Source organism: Chitinophaga sp. W2I13 (assembly GCF_050434005.1).
GTDB lineage: Bacteria > Bacteroidota > Bacteroidia > Chitinophagales > Chitinophagaceae > Chitinophaga.
Genome location: NZ_JBNPWD010000001.1, coordinates 684495 through 703514 on the forward strand (window position 1 = coordinate 684495; position 19020 = coordinate 703514).

The following is a 19020-nucleotide window of genomic DNA, read 5'->3' on the forward strand; positions in this document are numbered from 1 at the left end:
AAAAATCATCGTTGAAATGTTTAGGCATTCCCTACGTTCCTCACAACCAGAAATTTAGTACCTTAACAGATGTCAACGGTAATGCCACCGTAAACCGGCACGTTATGAAGCGATTGTCTCTGGTCTGTTTCCTGCTGATCTGTATATTCACCTGTGCACCAGCTGTTTTCGCGGGTGACACAGCGTCTTACTATACCCAACAACTTGATAACCGCAACGGTCTTTCCAACAGCGCAGTTAATTCCCTGTTCCTGGATTCCGATAAGCTGCTGTGGGCCGCCACCTGGGACGGGCTGAATATGTACGATGGCACCGCCTTTCATGCATTTAATTACAGCAAAGACAACCCCCTGCACAGCATCGGCAATAACGTGGTGCTGCAGGTAACGGAAGACGGCCAGCGGCGCATCTGGCTCAGCACCATCGAAGGGGTATCGCGATACGATAAACAAACCGGGAAATTTTATAATTACTTTTACGGCCGCCAACAACGCAGCCGCATCAGCGAGCAGGAATACCGGCTGATCGCCGATACCGCCGGACAGCTTTACTGCCTGAGCCGGCAGGAGGGACTTACCCGTTACAATGCCGCCACCGATTCTTTTGTGGTATGCCCGCTCCCGGCTGGTAATAACCGTATCAGCAAAGCAGTATTTGACAGCGCTAACCACCTGTGGGTACTCCGCGGCGATGGCAGCCTGGAGATATATGCCGACTGGCAGGCACAATGGCCTTTATTACAGCGCTATACCAATGTGCAGGCCTTGTTCTCCGTTAACGGCAGGATCTTTTTCACCACCGCCGCACACGAGCTGATGGCAGTATCGGGCGGTACCCACCAGGCACAACTGCAGGCGCTGCTTCCGCATGCCGTAAACGCCATGACTATCTACAACCAGCATTACCTGCTGGCATGGGTAACACAAGGCTTTGGAGAGTATGATGCGCAGTTCCGGCCCACGCACCTGCTGCCCGAAGCCACGCGGCAGCTGCAGGACATGAAAATCATATCCTGGGCCAGCGGCAGCAACGAACAGGTGTTATGGTGCGGAACAGATGGCAATGGCATCATCAAAATATACCCGCAAACAAAATACTTCGGCACCGTAAACAAAATTACCGGCGGCGCCGCTTTTAATAAACCGATACGCGCCTTCTGTGCCAATGGCAACGATCTTTGGGTGGGCACCAAAGGCAGCGGCATCATCTGTTTGTCCAACTTCACCCGGCAACCCGCCGCTACGCACCAACAGCTATTTTCGGCAGAACTGGAAGATAATTCCGTTTTTGCGCTTTGCCGTGGCATGGATAGTATCATCTTTATTGGCACCGATGGCAAAGGTCTTGCTATTTATGACCAGCTGCATAAACGCTTCATCAACTGGCAACAGGTACGCGGCAGCAACAAATTACCCGTGTTTGGCTCTGTATATGCCATACTGCCGGATGCCGACAGCTCCCTATGGCTGGGCACCAGCGGGTACGGGCTGGTACATCTGCGTATTCAGCGGCAGGGTGGCGATATCGCCGTAACGGCATTCCAACAATATACTTTTAATGGCAGCAATAGCGGCCCTGCCAATGATATCATTTATTCACTGGCTCCCGGCCCTGCTAACTCGTTATGGATAGGCTGCCGCTACGGCGGACTTAACCTGTTCAATAAAAAGCTTCAACAATTCCAGGTATTTAAGGCCTTTAGTTACGAAGGCAGCTTATCACATAACGATGTGCTGGCACTTTACCGCGATACCAAACAGCGGTTATGGATAGGTACCAGCTATGGGTTGAACTATATTGCAGAAGCAGATATCAATAAACCGCGACCAGCATTTACCCGCTATAATACCGGCAACGGCCTGCCCAATAATACCATTCATGCCATTACGCAGGATAACGACGGCCTGATCTGGGTGAGCAGCAATAAAGGGCTGGCGCGCATCAATCCCGCTACTGCGGAAATATCTCATTTCCAGGAGGCCGATGGATTGCAAAGCAACGAGTTTAGTGATGGGGCCGTTTGGAAAGATCCCGCAGGACGGCTTTACTTTGGTGGCGTATATGGCTTCAATTATTTCATACCGGCTAATATACAGGAACGCCGTGTATATCCTAACCTGCTGGTATCAGGATTACAACTGGCCGGCAAAACAAATGAAACCGGCCTGGAGGTACTGCAACCCGGGGAACATAATACCGCCGCCTATACGCTGGCAAGGCGGGATAACTTTTTTGAATTGCAGGGAAAAGCCGTCAGTTTTCTTCACGCAGAAAAATGTGAATACGCCTGGCTGTTGGAAGGCTACGATAAAACCTGGCAGTACACCGGTGGTAACGGCAGAATCGCTTACAGCAATGTACCTCCCGGCCGGTATGTGCTGAAAGTAAAATGGAGTAACGGGGAAGGCGTATGGACGCCGCCCAGCGTACTGTTCACCCTTACCATTCAACAATATTTCTGGCTTACGTGGCCTGCGTTCCTATTGTACCTGGTACTGTTGAGCAGCGCGGGTACTGCTTTCTGGCTGTACCGGAAAAATAAACTGGCCATGAAGCATCAGCTGGAAATGGAACACCTGCTGCGTAAAAAAGAAGAAGAAGTACACGAAGAACAACTCCGCTTTTTTACCAACATCGCCCACGAACTGCAAACACCGCTCACGCTGATCGTTGGTGCGGCAGAACGCAGCCGGGAACAACCCGGCGACACGTATCACCAGGCGCTTGTACATCAGCATGCCTCCAGGCTTACCTACCTGGTGCAACAGTTGCTCGAATTCCGCAGGGCCGAAGCCGGTTTTCTGAAAAACTATTATTCCGCGCTTAATATTTCCGCGCTCCTGGAAAATATTGCGGCCTTGTTTAAACCTATGTGCCAGCAAAAAGCCCTGCGTTTTGACACCCATATTGCACCGGCTATGATTGCAGCGATGGATAAAGATAAACTGGAAAAAATCCTGTTTAACCTGCTGAGCAATGCCTGTAAATATACCAACCGGGAAGAATCCATCCTGCTTCGCGCCCAACAAACGAACGACTGCCTGCACCTTTATGTGTATAATTCCGGTAGTCACATCTCCAACGAACAACTGGATAACTTGTTTACCCGTTTTTTCAGTACCGCTACTGCCACACACGGCACATTCGGAACGGGCATCGGGCTGGCTTTTACCCAGCAAATGGTACACCTGCTCAATGGCAGCATCCGTGCGGCAAATGAAAATAACGGCGTGGCCTTTTATGTACAGCTCCCGCTTTCAGAAACGGGCAACACTTACCTGCAGCAACAGGAGGCGCCTGCCAATCCTGTTCCCTCCTACCTGTTGCAATCCATTACTGCCGACCTGTTACCCCAGGCGGCGCCGGTGATTGATCCCAACAAACTGTCCCGCATCCGAAGCGTACAGGAGGCGGGTAAAAAAAGTATTTTGTTAGTGGAAGATGAATACGCCATCCGGCAGCTATTAAAAGACCTGCTTGCCGGTCAGTATATTATATATGAAGCCGGTAATGGGAATGAAGCACTGGAGCTGATCCGGCAAACCCTGCCCGACCTGATCATCAGCGATATCATGATGCCCGATATGAACGGCCTGGAACTCTGCGACAAAGTAAAGAATACCGCCAGTACCTGTCATATTCCTTTTATTATCCTGTCGGCCCGCAGCGCCATCGACCAGCAAACAGAAGGCTACGAAGCAGGTGCAGATGCCTATCTTCCCAAACCCTTCTACGCTGATCACTTACAGGTGAGGGTACGTAAGCTGCTGGAATACCGCCAACGCCTGCACGAAATCTTCCGGAGGGATCATCCATTCGGCCAACTGGAAGAAACCGATATGCCGGATACCGACAAACAGTTCCTGCAGGAACTGGTACAGATAATAGAAAACCGGATGGATGAAGAAGGATTAAATGCCGAAGCATTGGAAAAGCATTTGCTCCTCAGCAAAATGCAATTATACCGGAAGCTGAAAACACTTACCAATATGACACCGGCAGAATTTATCCGTTACATCCGGTTAAAACAAGCTGCCCAACTCCTAGTAAAAACCCGTTTTACCGTGGCCGAAATATTCTACAAAACAGGTTTTAACAACCAGTCTTATTTCTTCCGTGAGTTTAAAAAGATGTACCACTGCTCCCCCAATGAATATCGCGAACAACAAACCATGGTATAGTTTGGCGCACAAGACAAGTAAACATACAACCACTTGATTATCAATATATACCAATTATAAATTCTCCCAATTGTACAGTTATTTGTAACTATAGTACAGTCGCTTCCCGCTCCTTACACCTATCTTTAGCTCATCCAAATCAATCAAAAAAAATATTCCGGCGTATGAAAAAACAGGTGATGCACGGCCTGTAAATTCCATTCAAATCCAACGTTAAATACATTTCTCAAACCGGTTCTTCCAGGGGGACGGAACCATTAAATTCTTACGAATGAAAAACTGGACACAATTAATGTCAGCTATGATACTGCTGCTGCTTGGCGGGGCAACTTATGCCCAGGTGAAAGTAAGCGGCCGTGTTAGCGACGAGCAGGGTGGCGCCCTCCCCGGCGTCACCGTAGTACAGCCCAATACCAAAAACGGCGCTGTTTCAGGGGTGGATGGCAGCTATACCATTACCATCAGCGGCGGCGGTCCTGCTACGCTGCAATTTTCCTTTATGGGATTTTTGACCAAAACAATCCCGTACTCCGGCAGCGGCGCCCTCGATGTAACCCTGCAAAAAGATGAAGTGGCCTTGAAAGATGTGGTGGTAATCGGTTATGGTACGCAACGGCGAAGCCAGGTGACCGGCGCCATCTCCTCCATAGATGGAAAAAGCCTTGCTAAAACGCAGGCGGTCGATCTCAGCACTGCGTTGCAGGGACAGGCCTCCGGTGTTTCCGTTACCTCGCCTACCGGCGCACCCGGTACCGAAGCCGTCGTACGCATCAGGGGTATTGGCTCCCTCAGCCAGAGCAGCAACCCGCTTTATATCATTGACGGAGTGCCTATGAACAGCGGGCTGAACACCATTTCACCCAACGACATTGCCTCCATTGAAGTGCTGAAAGATGCAGCAGCGGCAGCCATTTATGGTTCGCGCGCAGCCAATGGCGTAATACTCGTAACCACCAAAACAGGACAAGCCGGTAAAAACGAAATTAATCTCGACATCGCCTATGGCATTGCCAATGCCAGCGGGTTACCCGATATGCTGAGTACCAGCCAGTTTATAGAATTGCAAAACGAGGCTTTTGCCAACGACGGCTCTTCCACGCGCAACCAGGACGATGCCGCCAAATTGCCCAATACCAACTGGCTGAACGCCATTTTCCGGCAGGCGCTCACCCAGCGTTATAACCTGGCTTTCTCCGGCGGCTCGGATAAAACCCGCTATTACCTGGCCGGCAACGTAGTAAACCAGGATGGTACTATCGTAAACTCCAATTTCAAACGGTACGGGCTCCGCTCCAATGTAAGCAGCGAAGTAAAAAGCTGGCTGCGGGTAGGGGAAAACCTGAACCTTACCTACGACCGTACCCAGGAAATAGGCGCTTCCGGCGATGGCGCACGGCCAGGCAGCTTACCAGGCGTAGTACGCTATGCCCTTATCAGGCCCAATGGGCTTCCGCTCTATGATGATAAGACCGGTTTTTATACCGACCTGCCGCCGGCGGATCTCTATAAAAATCCTTTGCTCTATGGTGATGGAAAAAATCCACTGGCCATTGCTGATTACCGTACCCGCACCATGAGCAAATACCGCCTGTTGGGTAACGTGTTTGCAGAAGCCCGCTTTCTGAATGATTTTAAACTCCGCAGTGATCTGGGTACCGATTTTTATGTGGCGGAACAACAGCAGTACAGCGGGCAAATACCCGGCGACCGTACGCTGATGCAGGATAAAGACAAAGGGCTCGATAAATTCCGTAACCGCTATACTACGTATAACTGGACCAATGTACTCAGCTACAATCACCTGTTCAATGAAAAACACAATGTGGGCGTAACACTGGGTTCCGAATATATTTCTTCCAAGGTAGACTACCTCGCAGCATCCCGTAATGGCTACGATAACCGCGCCGATGCTTCCTCCAGCCTGCGTTACCTCGACTACGGTTCCGGGCAGCAATTTAACAGTGGCAACCTGGAAGAATGGGCGCTGATGTCTTACTTCGGCAGGGTTACCTACGCATATGATAACAAATACATGCTGAATGTAAACATGCGGACGGATGCTTCCTCCCGGTTTGGCGCCGACAACCGCTGGGGCTATTTCCCCTCTTTCTCTGCCGGCTGGAACATTGCCCATGAAAATTTCATGAAAGATGTGACCTGGCTGAATGACCTCAAAATCCGCGGAGGATGGGGACAGCTGGGCAACCAGGATATCGGCCTTTATCCATTTGCCACCATTTACTCCACCAGCAATAATATTTTACAGGTAATCAGCCGTGGTAACCCCGATGTGAAATGGGAAACCACTACCCAATCCAACATCGGTGTGGACGCAGGTTTCCTGAAAGGCGCACTGACCCTCAGCGTGGATTATTTCAACAAACAATCTTCAGATATTCTCATACAGCTGCCCTCTTCCTACACCAACGGCGATGCCACACCACCATATGTAAACGGCGCTAAAATGAGTAACAAAGGACTGGAAATTACCGCCGTCTATAAACAATCCCTGCAGAAAGACCTCTCTCTTAATATAGCCGCCAACGTTACTACCCTGCGCAACAAGGTAGTGTCGTTATACAAAGGCCGTGAACAGATATTTTCCGCCGGCTCCGGTCGCGTAATCCTGAGGGAAGGCCAGCCTATCAGCTCTTTCTATGGTTACAAAACAAATGGTTTATTCCAGAACGACCAGGACGTAGCGCAGTATACAAACAGCAAAGGCGAACTGTATCAGCCTAATGCCAAACCCGGTGATATCCGTTTTGTTGATTACAATAACGACGGAAAAATTGATGATGCAGACCGTACTATTATCGGCAATCCTAATCCCAAGCTGCTGTACAGCCTGAATGCCGGTATCAATTACAAACAGTTTGACCTCACCCTGTTCTTTAACGGGGTACAGGGCAACCAGATCTATAATGAAGTAGATAACATCATCAACAGTTTCGACGGACGGGGATTTAATAACAAGGAAGATTTCTACAATGAGCGCTGGCATGGAGAAGGCACCAGCAACAAAACACCCAGGGCCACCTTCCTTGACCCTAACAACAATCGCCGCACCTCCGACCGCTATGTGGAAAATGGCAGCTACCTGCGGCTTAAAAACGCGATGCTGGGTTATACCTTGTCGCCTTCCCTGCTGCAACGCATCGGTTTTACCAATGCACGCATCTATGTAAGCGCCCAAAACCTGTTTACCATTACCAAGTATGGCGGCATGGATCCGGAGTTGTATACCAACGAGAACCTCGCCAATTATGCTGATATGGCGGTGGGTATTGACATGGGTACTTATCCGCCTTCCCGCACCTACACTTTTGGTTTGCAATTCGGTTTCTAGGAATGCCATTTTATTAAAATCAACACACCATGAAAAAATTAGTTGTTATTATATCAATTGCTGTTAGCATAATGAGCTGCACCAAGCAGCTGGAAAAATTCCCGCAGGGAAAGCTCACAGGAGGCAATGTTTTTACAGAAGCCAATGATTTTGTGATGGCTACTGATGCTGCATATCTGCCCATTACCAACCGTTTCCGCGGTGACTGGGGCTGGGATGATGGTAGCAGCATACCGCGCGATTGGGTAATAGGCGATCTGATGAGCGATGATGCGGTGAAAGGCGGCGGTAGTTTGGGCGACCAGGAAGACATGCGGCGGATGCAGACCTTTGGCATCTTCCCGGAAAATAATAATGTGCTGGGCATCTGGCGTTTTAACTATAAAGGGGTGGACGCCTGTAACACGCTGCTGGCGCAGGACGGCGCCGGCGTTCCCGGCCTGGATCCGGCATTGCTGAAACGGATGAAAGGCGAAGCATATTTTTTGCGCGCTTTTTATTACTTCCGGCTGGTGATCAACTTTGGCGATATCCCTTTGCTGGTGCCTGAAAAAAATATGACCGATAATACCGTGCGCACACCCGTGGCACAGGTGTATGAACAGATAGAAAGTGATCTGGCACAAGCCTTCAGTATGTTACCCGCCACCTATGATGCTGATAACTACCAACGGGCTACTACCGGCGCCGCGCACGCCCTGCTGGCCAAAACTTACCTGTACCGGCAGCGCTGGCAGGATTGCTTAAACCAGATTGCGGAAGTGGAAAAAGGTAATTACCAGTTGCTGGATCATTATGAAGATAATTTTAACGGTGTTGGAGAAAAGGCAGGTGAGATCATCTTTGCTGCCCGTCATGATGCAGGCAAAACACCTTCCCAGGGATCTGTACTAAATGCTGTATTCGCACCACAGGGCAAAGGCTGGGGCTTTGAAATTCCTACCAAAGACCTTGTAAATGCTTTTGAAACCGGTGATCCCCGCAGGGCGGCCACCCTTTTCCAGGCAGGCGATAAATACCTCGATGGCAGCAACTACGATCCGGCCTGGTCGCCGGTAACCGGTTTCAATGTGCGCAAGTTTATGAGCAATGTAAACCCCATCGATGATGGCGGAGTAGACTTTGCGTATATCCGTTTGGGTGATGTAATACTGTGGAAAGCCGAATGTCATGCTAACCTCGGTGCATTCACCGATGCACGCGCCGACCTGGAAAGAATAAGGGCGCGGGCACGCAAGTATGCAGCCAACCCGGCTACTGCCCTGCCGCCTGTTACCGCCAATGATAAAACAGCGCTCCTTACCGCCATCCAACATGAAAGACGCGTGGAACTTGCCATGGAAGGCCATCGTTATTATGACCTGGTGAGATGGACCCTGGCACAGACCATACTGGCCAAAGCCCCGGATGCCGATCCCCTGAAAGGATACAAGGACTACGGCAATGGCTGGCAATCTTTTAATAAGCTGTTGCCTATCCCGCAAAGAGAAGCAGACCTGCTGAAACTTAATCAAAACACCGGCTACTAATATGAACCAGGTTACCGCTAACCGCTTTATCGAAAATCCATTGCTGAAACCGTCGGATGTACGGCCCAGCAGGCCAGGTCTGGAAGTAGCCTGTTTGCTGAACCCGGGCGTTTTTGAGTACGATAATAAAATATGGCTGATCATCCGCGTAGCAGAAAGGCCGCAACAACAGCATGATATCATTTCATTCCCTGTACTGCTCAATGGCGGAATAGAAATCAGGGAAATCTTTAAAAATGATCCGCACCTGGATGCTACCGACCCGCGGATACTGCGTTATAAAGGCGACGACTACCTCACCACGCTTTCCCATTTGCGGCTGTTTTGCAGCGAAGACGGCATTCACTTCCACGAGCCTGAAGGCTATCCACAGCTGCATGGAGAAGGACCGCTGGAAGCATTTGGTGTGGAAGACTGCAGGGTAACAAAAATAGAAGACACCTATTATCTCACCTTCACCGCGGTATCATCAAATGGTGTGGGAGTAGGCATGCGCACTACCCGCGATTGGAAAACATTTTCAGATCAATGCATGATCATACCTCCGCATAATAAGGACTGTGCATTATTTGATGAAAAAATAAACGGCAGGTACTATGCCCTGCACCGGCCCAGCAGCGTGGACCTTGGCGGCAACTACATCTGGCTGGCACAGTCGCCGGATGGGGTGCATTGGGGAAAGCACCAATGCTTAATAAGGACCCGCCCGGGTTACTGGGACAGTGCAAGGGTAGGCGCCGGTGCGTCTCCCATTAAAACAACAGACGGATGGCTGGAAATTTATCACGGCGCCAATGAAAAGCACCAGTACGGGCTGGGCGCCGTTTTGCTGGACCTTAACGATCCATCCAAAGTGCTGGCACGCAGCGATGATCCTATTATGATACCCGAAGCCCCTTACGAGCTTACCGGCTTTTTCGGGCAGGTGGTTTTTACAAACGGGCATATTGTGAAAGGCAATGAAGTCACCATCTATTACGGCGCTGCCGACGAAGTAGTATGCGCTGCAAGGTTTTCTATCGGGGAAATACTTTCATCCTTAAAAAGATAACAACTTATGCTCAAAAACCTTTCTGCAGAAATAAAACATTTCAACCAGCAGCCGCAAAACTTCCGTATACTGGTGCTCACCAATATGATTTATGCACTCGTACTGCCGGTGATCGACATATTTGTGGCGGCTTATGTGATGCGTAACTCTAACGACCCTACGAAAGTGGTGATCTATCAGCTCACCATTTACACCGGTATCCCACTTACTTTCTTATTAAATGGTTTTTTGCTGAGCCGTTTCAACATTAAAACATTGTATTCGGCCGGTATGCTGCTGAGCGGCGTATCCATGATCGTGATGATGTCGCTCAAAACGCTGGACCTCACCGGCATTGGGATAGCGGGTATTATTATGGGCATGTCGTTTGGCTTCTATTGGGCCAACCGTGACTACCTGGCGTTATCCATCACCAATGATCAAAACCGCAATTATTACTATGGTCTTGAAACGTTCTTTTATACTATCATCGCCGTAGTAGTGCCTATCTGTATCGGCTGGTTTATAGAGTCCGGCGGTGAAATCAATGTCAACAATGCCTACCGCATTATTACCGGGCTGGTATTTATCATCACCATCCTTGCTTCGGTAGTATGCTTCAGGGGGCAGTTCCACAACCCGGATGAAAAAACGTTCCTGTACCTGCGCTTCCACCCTTACTGGCGCAAATTGCTGATGCTGGCATCTTTGAAGGGGTTAGCACAGGGTTACCTGGTAACGGCGCCCGCTATGCTGATCATGTTACTGCTGGGAAAAGAAGGGGCATTAGGCACCGCCCAATCGGTGGGTGCCATCATTGCCGCGGTGCTGATGTATATTATTGGCAGGGCGGCGAAACCGGAACACCGGATCACCATTTTTTCAGGAGGACTCATATGTTTTGCGCTGGCGGCTATTTTCAACGGCGCCTTTTATAACGCCACGGGCGTAGTAATCTTCATGCTATTCCTTTTGCTGGCAAAACCGCTGCTCGACATGGCCTATTTTCCTATTCAATTCAACGTGATTGATATTCTTTCCAAAAAAGAAAAACGTAACGTATACGCCTATATCCTCAATCATGAAGTGGGCCTGTATGCCGGGCGCTTCCTGGGCGCCGGTACCTTTATTTTCCTGGCTTACTACTTCTCCACCGAAGTGGCGCTGCGGTATGCCATCATTATCATTGCCATACTGCAACTACTTTCCATTGCGGTAGGCAAAAGTATTATCAAAGAAGGAAAAGCGCTGATCAAAGAAACTACTGAAAAAACCACTGTAGTGGTATAAATTTTATAAGCATGGTAAAATTAACAACAACGGGGTTCGTACTCTGCCTGCTATGGATGGCCTGTAAAACAACTACGCCGTCGCCGGTGGTGCAGCAACACCTGCCCCGCCTGGACTCCATGGCCGATATGCCGCAGCCCCTACAGATCATAGACTGGTATGCCCTGGCCCGGCAGTTCGACAGCACCGCTTACAACTTTAACACCACGGATCCCCATTGGCCACTGGTGTGGTGGGATAGCAGCCGGCACAATTTTGATCAGCCGGTAGTAGGGCTTTATACCGCGATGGACGATCAGCGCCAGGGGCCCCTGCATCACAAGGGAATATTCCATGAAGCGCTTGCTACCATGGGCGCCACGCTGGGCGCTACATTGGTGGGTATTGACAAAAGCCGGCAACAGGGTATTAACTATGTGGCCATGCTGAAAAATTATTTCAACCGCGAAACAGGCTGGGATATTATGATGAATAACACCTGCCCGGAAGTAGCCCTGCTCGGCGGTGGTTATGGGCGCGATTGGTGGTATGATGTATATCCGAACGTTCTTTTTTATGGCATCTATGATCATTATCCCAACATGCCGGGATTTGATACGCTGGCGCATCGTATTGCGGAAAAATTCTGCGCAGCTGATTCGGTGCTGAACGGCAACTATGATCACTCGTTTTTCGACTATGCACAAATGCAGCCAAAAGATAACCAGATCTGTAAACAACAGGACGCCGCTGCCGGTCATGCTTATGTATTATATGCCGCCTACAAAAAGTTTGGCGATCCGCGCTACCTGCAGCATGCCATAAAGGCCCTGCAAACGCTGGAGCAGCAGCCACATAATACCAACTATGAAGTGCTGATGCCTTTTGGCGCTTATATGGCAGCAAGACTAAATGCAGAACAGGGCCAACACTTCAATGTGCAAAAATTTATGGAATGGACATTTAACGGCGACCCTCAATGCCGCCAGGGATGGGGCGTGCTGGCAGGTAACTGGAATGGCATTGACATATCAGGTATTGTAGGCAGCACAACAGACAGGGGCGGTTACGGCTTTCTCATGAATACTTTTGATGCCGCGTGGCCACTCGTAGCCATGGTACGCTATGATCCTTCCTATGCCGCTGCCGTAGGCAAATGGATGCTGAATGCCAGCAACGCCGCCCGCTTCTTCTACACCCAGTACATGCCCGATGACCATGAAACCATCCCGGAAAAAGCTTCTATCACAAAAGGCGTGATTGGCTATGAAGGCATTATCCATACTTCCTCTTATCCTGAATATGCACACCTTAAAGCGCCGGTAGCACAGGGCGATGGCCCGCAATGGGCCAAAGGAAATCCCGATGTATCGCAATTCAGCGTATATGGCAGCGGGCATGCAGGGATCTTCGGCAGTATTATCCGCACCACCACGGTACCTGGTATATTACAACTGAATTTGCTGGCCACAGATTTTTTCAGAGAGAAAGCTTACCCGTCCTATCTCTACTATAATCCCTACATGGAAGAAAAAACAGTCACCGTAAATGTAGGTGATCAGCCAGTGGATATTTATAATACGATTACCCGGCAGTTTATTGCCCGCAAAGTGAAACAGGCTTACAACCTGGTGATACCGGGGGCTTAGCCCTGCAGTATTGGTGTTTACACCACCCGGCGGAAAAGTAAGTAAAGAGGGAAACCGGTTGCTGATAAACGAAGTAACGGTCAGCTTTTAGTTTAAATACACTGGCCAAACGGTTTAAACACTGTCTGGCCAGTTTTCTTCCAATAACCTGCTATTTTTCACTATAGCTTTGCGCCCAGCTGTTCATATAATCTTCGAGCACATTCAACGGCATATCTCCATATCCGAGCAGGGCATCATGGAAATCCTTCAGGCTGAATTTACTGCCCAGCTTTGCGGCAAATCTATTTCTTAGTGCTTTGATCTTTAGTTCCCCGGTCTTGTAAGACAGTGCCTATCCCGGCATAGCCATATAGCGTTCCACTTCGGCGGTGGCAACCGGTTCACTGATAGATTCATGCTGCATCATATAGGCGATAGCTTCCTTGCGGGTCATTTTACCGGTATGAATAGCCACATCTGTTACCAGCCTCACGGCCCGGTGAATCTCCATATTCAATGCGCCCATCTTCTGGTAAGGATCTGTGTAGCAACCCAATTGTTCTCCGAGTGATTCACAGTATAATGCCCATCCCTCAAAGTAGGCATAGAAAGCCGGTTGCCTGCGGAATGCCGGTATATCATTATTTTCCTGCTGGGATGATATCTGAAAATGATGACCGGGTACTGCTTCATGGATAAAGGTGGCTTCCATGCCCTGGAAGGTAACATTGATTTTTGTAGCATCGGGAACCGGCACATAAAAAACGGCTGGTATATTTTCCTGCAGGTTGCCCTTGATATAAAAGGGGCCGCCCTGTGAGGCTTCGCGGTAAGCTTCTACTCTTTTGATCACAAAAGGAGTTTTAGGCTGATGACCAAACAATGCAGTCAACCTTGGCTGCACTTTTTCATTGATATGACGGTATGCATCCAGTACCTGTTCCGGTGTTTTGAAAGGCATGAAGCGCGCATCCGTTCTCAGGTAATGAAAAAAATCAGCTAAAGAACCTTTAAATCCCACCTTTGTTTTTATGACTTCCATTTCCCCGGTAATACGCGCTACTTCTTCCAATCCGGTCTGGTACACCTTTTCCGGGGTAAGACCTGGAGAGGTGGTATACATGCGCAGATAATACTGGTATATCCTGTTTCCGCCCGGAAGGGAAGACAAGCCTGCATGATCCTGCGCGGCGGGTAGATAGGTGTGTTTCAGGTAGGTGGCCAGTTTCCGGTAAGCGGGGATCATGCTGGCGGTAATCACCTGGTGATATAATGTGGTGATCCGTTGTTGTTCCGTTGCTGTAAATGAAGCCGGAAACTGCGACAGGGGTTTATAAAAAATACTTTTAGCGGTATCAGTTTTCGCCAGTTCTTCCATCTGCGGGATCATTTTTACTACAAGCGCTTTAGGGAGTACGATACCTGCGCGGATGCCTTTATTAAAGTTTGCGATGGCGGTGTCTGTCCAGGCCATGAACGCCGTCATGCGTTTTGACCAGTTCTCATAATCCTTTACCGTGTTAAAAGGTTGTGCGCCGCCTCCCGATCCGAATTGTGCCAGTTCCAGTGGTGTAGATATAAACTGGTTCATCGGCATATATTCCAGGTGCAGCTGCAATGATTCCTGGCCGGTGTTGAGGATATATTTCAGGATGTCATAGGAGATCCTGTCCGGGGTACTTAATGCGGTGCGGTTAACCTGTTTCAATGCCTCGAGGTATTTCCCGTAGAACTTTCCGGCAACAGCCACCTGTGGACCGGCGCCATACTCCGGCAGTAGGGCGTCGTACCGGTGGTCACCTGCTGATGTGGCTTCTGTGGGGAACAGTTGCTGGCGTTCATTGTAGTAGTTATCAAATAGCTGGTGCAGCTTTTCATTGCGCTGTTGGGCGCCGGCGACAGAAACATTTAGTATGCTCACTATTACCAGGAGAAACCACCTTACTTTTCTTTTTTCAGACATGACTGCTTTGTTTACCGGGCAAAGCTAGTAAGCACGGGTAGTAAAAAATTGTATAAAATTAGCCTTTTGTCAGATGCTCCTGTATTGCTTGGGAAGCAAACCCGTTACGTGCCAGAAAGTTTTGGTAAAATGCGCCTGGTCTGTAAAACCACACTCATAGGCGATTTCCGTAAGCGAATAATTGCCTTGTTTTATTAAAGGAAATGCCCGTTCTATTTTAATGCGCCGCAGGTATTCCCCTGCTGAGCAGCCGAAATACCTGGGGAAATATTTTGAAATGGTAACCGGATGAAGTTCCAGGTGGGTTGCCAGCAGGGAAAGCGACAGTGGCTGATTCCAATAGTCATTCATGACTGTTTTTATCTTCTTTGTCCATTCCGGGAAATATGCCTCCCCTTCTTTACCGGGATGCACCAGGTTAATGCATAGCTGGTCTATCGCCATCGGCGAGTCTGCATCATCCAGGTAATGTTCTTTCATAATCCTGATAAGCCCGGTGGTATTAAGCTGGTTGCTATCTTCAAACATCAGGGATGCCGATGGAAGTGATAATCCGAAGGTGTTGAAAAATGCGGCATCCAGTTCAAGATTAAATATGCGTGTGCCGGGGCGGTAGTCAACATTCTGGTGTACTATGCCCGGATAATAATACAGTCCCTTACCGGCGTACTGTATATCGGAATTACCGTTCCGGATCTCTTTGCTTCCACCTGCCAGTATATGAGAAAAATGCGGATTGGCGTGATAGTGATATGCGGAACTCATATCAGGCACAAAAGCGGTTTCACTGGTAATAATAGCACCGAATGTCCGTTCCTTTATTTTTGCGCCAACGTACATCCCTTTTTCATACTGAACCGGCTTATGCATAATTACATTATTTTAAATTTACGCAGTATCAACCTGAAATCTTGGCTGATATTGTCCTTCCGTCAAAGCTACGGTTTCCATCCATAGCGCTTTTAACAGATCGGTGCTTGCCATTAACTCCTGTGCCCCTGTACCAGCATGCCCCAATATTTTACTGAGTGTTTCTTCTACATTAAAAGGCGACCGGTTAAAAGCTGTTATTAGCCGCATGGCTCTTTTGTCGCCCAGCGGATACGTTTCATTTATTGCGAACAAGGCGTGGGTAAGATAATTGGCAATTCTTGTAAAACAACCAACGGTATTATAAGTATCCGCTGCAGCCGCAAAAGCATAACATTGTATTAATGTAAACTCCGCCAGCCAGAGACAGTCGGATAGAATGGTTTGTTTCAGCTTAGCGGGATAAGTAGTAACCTGATCTTTAAGCTTCCGGATAATATTTTCTGGATCAAATAAAGGCTTACAAACCTGTGTTTCACCTAAGTAAATCACTGATCTGAATCCGTAAGGCGGTTGCTGATCAAAGTTATGATGCCAGATACCATTGGCGGCATCCGTAATGGTTTGTTGTACCTGGTCGATATTGCGATAGAGCAGATCTACCTTTCCGGCAGCTGTTGTGATCCATGCCCCGCCATTCACCCAGGGCCCCCATTCATAAAAATCGGTAACCAGTGGCAAACCCTGTATGGAAAAACTATTGGCGATTCTTCTGATACTTTCTGTATCAAAAGGATGTTTCCCAAAGTAGTACAGCCCGATATCCAGGTCTGATTTTTCATGAGCTTGTCCTACCGCCTGTGAGCCTCCCAGCACAATAGCCACTATGCCCGGAACATCTTTAAATGCTGAAGTTATTGCATCCAGTATTATCCTTTTTTCATCCGGATCAGATTTCATCTCCTTTACATTTTTCTTCGATAAAATATATCCTCTGCAGCAGTTCGGATCTTCTGATAGCCGAATGTAAATAAAACTATTATAAATTATAGCCGTAACTGACATTTAACTGATCTCTTCCTTTTTCAGCGGCCTCAATATTAACCGGAGCGACTGATCTTTTGTAAAGTAAGCGATCAGCCAGTTATAAAGTGTTTTCACACGGTTGCCGTAACTGATCAGAAAGGTGAGGTGAATGAAAAGCCAGATAAACCAGGCAATAAAACCTTTGAAGTGGAAGTTTGGGTTTGGGGATGTCTGCCACGGCCTTATTCCGGCCGATGATAGCCATATTACCTTTATCGTAATAACGGAACGGCTTACGGTTCTCCTGCTTTGCGAGCGCCAGGAAATTCTCTGCGAGGTGGCTACCCTGCTGTATAGCCACCTGCGCCAGCTGCGGATGCCCGTTGGGAAAAGCAGGGTCGGTGGTTTGTATACACATATCGCCTATTGCAAAAATATCCTTCATGCCCTTTATCTCATTGAACTCGTCTACCATCAGTCTTTTTCCGCGACCATAACATTCCGCCGGGATGCCTTCCGTTACAGTTGCCGTTACTCCTGCCGCCCATACTACCGTTTTGGTGGCAATGGTTTCTCTGTTGGAAAAGATCACGGTATCATCCACATAATCTTTTACCTGCATACCCAGTTTTATTTCCACACCCATTTTAACGAGGGCATCGTAGGCGTCCCGCTGCGACTGGTCACTCATGGCGGCCAGTACTTTGGAGATACCGTCTACCAGGTAAATATGCGATTCAAATCCTTTCCCCGCTATTTCGGGATAGTCTTTCGGCACCACTTCCTTTTTCAATTCCGCCAGCAGGCCGGATACTTCCACTCCGGTAGGGCCGCCCCCTACTACAACGATGGTGAGCAGCCTGGTTCTTTCTTCCGGATCGGTGGTAAGCGCTGCCTTTTCCATTACCTGCAGGAAATGGTTGCGCAGTTCGAGGGCATCGTTCACTGTTTTCACCGGCTTCGCATGCCGCTGTACGCTTTCCATGCCAAAATAATTGGTAGACGTGCCAAAAGCCAGTACCAGGTAATCGTATTTCAATTCAGTGGTAGAGAGTATTACTTTTTTTTCTTCCGGTATTACTTTCTGAAATTCACCGATCACAAAACGTGCGTTTTTGTTTTTGCGCAACAGTTTCCTGAACGGATAACTAATATCAGTAGGATCTAAAAAGCCCATTGACACCTGGTAAACCAGCGGGGGAAAATAGTTATAGTTGTTACGGTCTACCAGTGTAACGGTATATTCCTCTTTGCGGGCCAGTTTCCTGACCAGGTTAACGCCTGCAAATCCACCACCAATGATAACGATATGTTTCATAATATGACCTTTTATCTGTGTTGTTAAAACAGCCAAAAGGCCATTTTGTTGCTGTATGGTCCGCAACAACAACCAGGCCACCGGAAGAAATGCCATAAAAATCGTCCGTTCATTTACCGGAGCAGACACACCTGTCGACACAACTCCCCATCCTTTGGATAAATTTCACGTTATAATAAGCTGCGAGATGGACAAGAATAGGAACTGAGCCATGAACCGTTTCCCTTCTCCACAAAATATATTTTTTATTTTATACCAAATGGTATATTTTTGCTTTGTCAAAAGAAAGAGGGATATGAACAAGGCAGAGAAAACAAAACAGTTTATTGTGGAGATGACGGCCCCTGTTTTTAATGAGAAGGGCTACACCGGCACTTCTTTGAATGATATGACGAATGCTACAGGGCTGACAAAAGGAAGTATTTACGGCAATTTCGCTAACAAAGATGAAGTGGCCCTGGCATGCTTCGACTACAACCTGAAAAAAGTAAACACCATTATCCGGCAGGAAATGGATAAGAAAACAACCTGCAGGGATAAACTGATGGTGTATGTGCATATATATGAGAACTTCCTGAAACACCCGTTCCCTGCCGGCGGATGCCCTATTCTCAATACAGCAGTGGAAGCAGACGACACGCATCCTTTATTGAAACAAAAAGCCGCAGATGCCATCCTTTCCTGGAAGGGCGTTATTACGGGGTTGATCGAAAAAGGAAAAGCCGAAGGGGAGTTCAGAGAAGCAGTAAATGCCGAACAAACTGCACTCACCATGATCGCTACCATTGAGGGTTGCATTATGATTGCCAAATTAACCGGTAAGATAAACTACCGTAATACTATTATGCAGTCGGTTGGAAAAATGATAGACACACTATAACGCTTTTTTTTCTTTATAAATATACCGATTGGTA

At 48.3% G+C, this 19020-nt stretch carries 10 protein-coding genes and 1 pseudogene; 7 read left to right on the top strand and 4 right to left on the bottom strand.

Going from position 1 to position 19020, the window contains the following annotated elements; translation table 11 throughout:
• Positions 1-104 precede the first annotated feature (104 nt).
• The 6 genes from QFZ48_RS02785 (at position 105) to QFZ48_RS02810 (ending at position 13007) form a co-directional block, all read left to right on the top strand.
• Positions 105-4181: a hybrid sensor histidine kinase/response regulator transcription factor gene (locus tag QFZ48_RS02785; protein WP_429061051.1), complete on the top strand. Its 4077-nt coding sequence runs from the start codon at positions 105-107 to the stop codon at positions 4179-4181.
• A gap of 271 nt (positions 4182-4452) precedes the next feature.
• Positions 4453-7530 carry a SusC/RagA family TonB-linked outer membrane protein gene (locus QFZ48_RS02790; protein ID WP_429061053.1) on the top strand — a complete coding sequence of 1026 codons (3078 nt, stop codon included), beginning with the start codon at positions 4453-4455 and terminating at the stop codon, positions 7528-7530.
• A 29-nt stretch (positions 7531-7559) separates the two neighbouring features.
• Positions 7560-9059 (top strand): RagB/SusD family nutrient uptake outer membrane protein, encoded by a 1500-nt coding sequence (locus QFZ48_RS02795; protein ID WP_429061055.1) that lies wholly within the window; start codon positions 7560-7562, stop codon positions 9057-9059.
• A 1-nt stretch (position 9060) separates the two neighbouring features.
• Positions 9061-10110: a glycoside hydrolase family 130 protein gene (locus QFZ48_RS02800; RefSeq protein ID WP_429045911.1), complete on the top strand. Its 1050-nt coding sequence runs from the start codon at positions 9061-9063 to the stop codon at positions 10108-10110.
• 6 nt (positions 10111-10116) lie between these two features.
• Complete coding sequence (locus tag QFZ48_RS02805) at positions 10117-11379, top strand: MFS transporter (protein ID WP_429045910.1); 1263 nt, start codon at positions 10117-10119, stop codon at positions 11377-11379.
• A gap of 11 nt (positions 11380-11390) precedes the next feature.
• Positions 11391-13007, top strand: coding sequence for a hypothetical protein (locus QFZ48_RS02810; protein ID WP_429061057.1), 1617 nt, complete (start codon positions 11391-11393; stop codon positions 13005-13007).
• A 151-nt stretch (positions 13008-13158) separates the two neighbouring features.
• Here the strand turns inward: QFZ48_RS02810 and QFZ48_RS02815 are convergent.
• The 4 genes and pseudogenes from QFZ48_RS02815 to QFZ48_RS02830 form a co-directional block, all read right to left on the bottom strand.
• Positions 13159-14952 (bottom strand): annotated as a pseudogene (locus tag QFZ48_RS02815) (DUF885 domain-containing protein).
• Positions 14953-15021: 69 nt separating this feature from the next.
• On the bottom strand, positions 15022-15822 hold the full coding sequence (locus tag QFZ48_RS02820) for a helix-turn-helix domain-containing protein (protein WP_429061059.1): 801 nt from the start codon (positions 15820-15822) through the stop codon (positions 15022-15024).
• 18 nt (positions 15823-15840) lie between these two features.
• Positions 15841-16722 (bottom strand): nucleotidyltransferase domain-containing protein, encoded by an 882-nt coding sequence (locus QFZ48_RS02825; RefSeq protein WP_429045903.1) that lies wholly within the window; start codon positions 16720-16722, stop codon positions 15841-15843.
• Between the two features lie 184 nt (positions 16723-16906).
• Positions 16907-18106, bottom strand: coding sequence for an NAD(P)/FAD-dependent oxidoreductase (locus QFZ48_RS02830; RefSeq protein WP_429061061.1), 1200 nt, complete (start codon positions 18104-18106; stop codon positions 16907-16909).
• A gap of 295 nt (positions 18107-18401) precedes the next feature.
• On the opposite strand from QFZ48_RS02830, the gene QFZ48_RS02835 reads away from it, so the two are divergent.
• Complete coding sequence (locus QFZ48_RS02835; RefSeq protein ID WP_429045899.1) at positions 18402-18986, top strand: TetR/AcrR family transcriptional regulator; 585 nt, start codon at positions 18402-18404, stop codon at positions 18984-18986.
• Positions 18987-19020: the final 34 nt, after the last annotated feature.

Coding starts and splice junctions, on each gene's coding strand:
- QFZ48_RS02785 (WP_429061051.1), top strand. CDS start 105: ATGAAGCGATTGTCTCTGGTCTGTTTCCTGCTGATCTGTATATTCACC.
- QFZ48_RS02790 (WP_429061053.1), top strand. CDS start 4,453: ATGAAAAACTGGACACAATTAATGTCAGCTATGATACTGCTGCTGCTT.
- QFZ48_RS02795 (WP_429061055.1), top strand. CDS start 7,560: ATGAAAAAATTAGTTGTTATTATATCAATTGCTGTTAGCATAATGAGC.
- QFZ48_RS02800 (WP_429045911.1), top strand. CDS start 9,061: ATGAACCAGGTTACCGCTAACCGCTTTATCGAAAATCCATTGCTGAAA.
- QFZ48_RS02805 (WP_429045910.1), top strand. CDS start 10,117: ATGCTCAAAAACCTTTCTGCAGAAATAAAACATTTCAACCAGCAGCCG.
- QFZ48_RS02810 (WP_429061057.1), top strand. CDS start 11,391: ATGGTAAAATTAACAACAACGGGGTTCGTACTCTGCCTGCTATGGATG.
- QFZ48_RS02820 (WP_429061059.1), bottom strand. CDS start 15,822: ATGCATAAGCCGGTTCAGTATGAAAAAGGGATGTACGTTGGCGCAAAA.
- QFZ48_RS02825 (WP_429045903.1), bottom strand. CDS start 16,722: ATGAAATCTGATCCGGATGAAAAAAGGATAATACTGGATGCAATAACT.
- QFZ48_RS02830 (WP_429061061.1), bottom strand. CDS start 18,106: ATGAAACATATCGTTATCATTGGTGGTGGATTTGCAGGCGTTAACCTG.
- QFZ48_RS02835 (WP_429045899.1), top strand. CDS start 18,402: ATGAACAAGGCAGAGAAAACAAAACAGTTTATTGTGGAGATGACGGCC.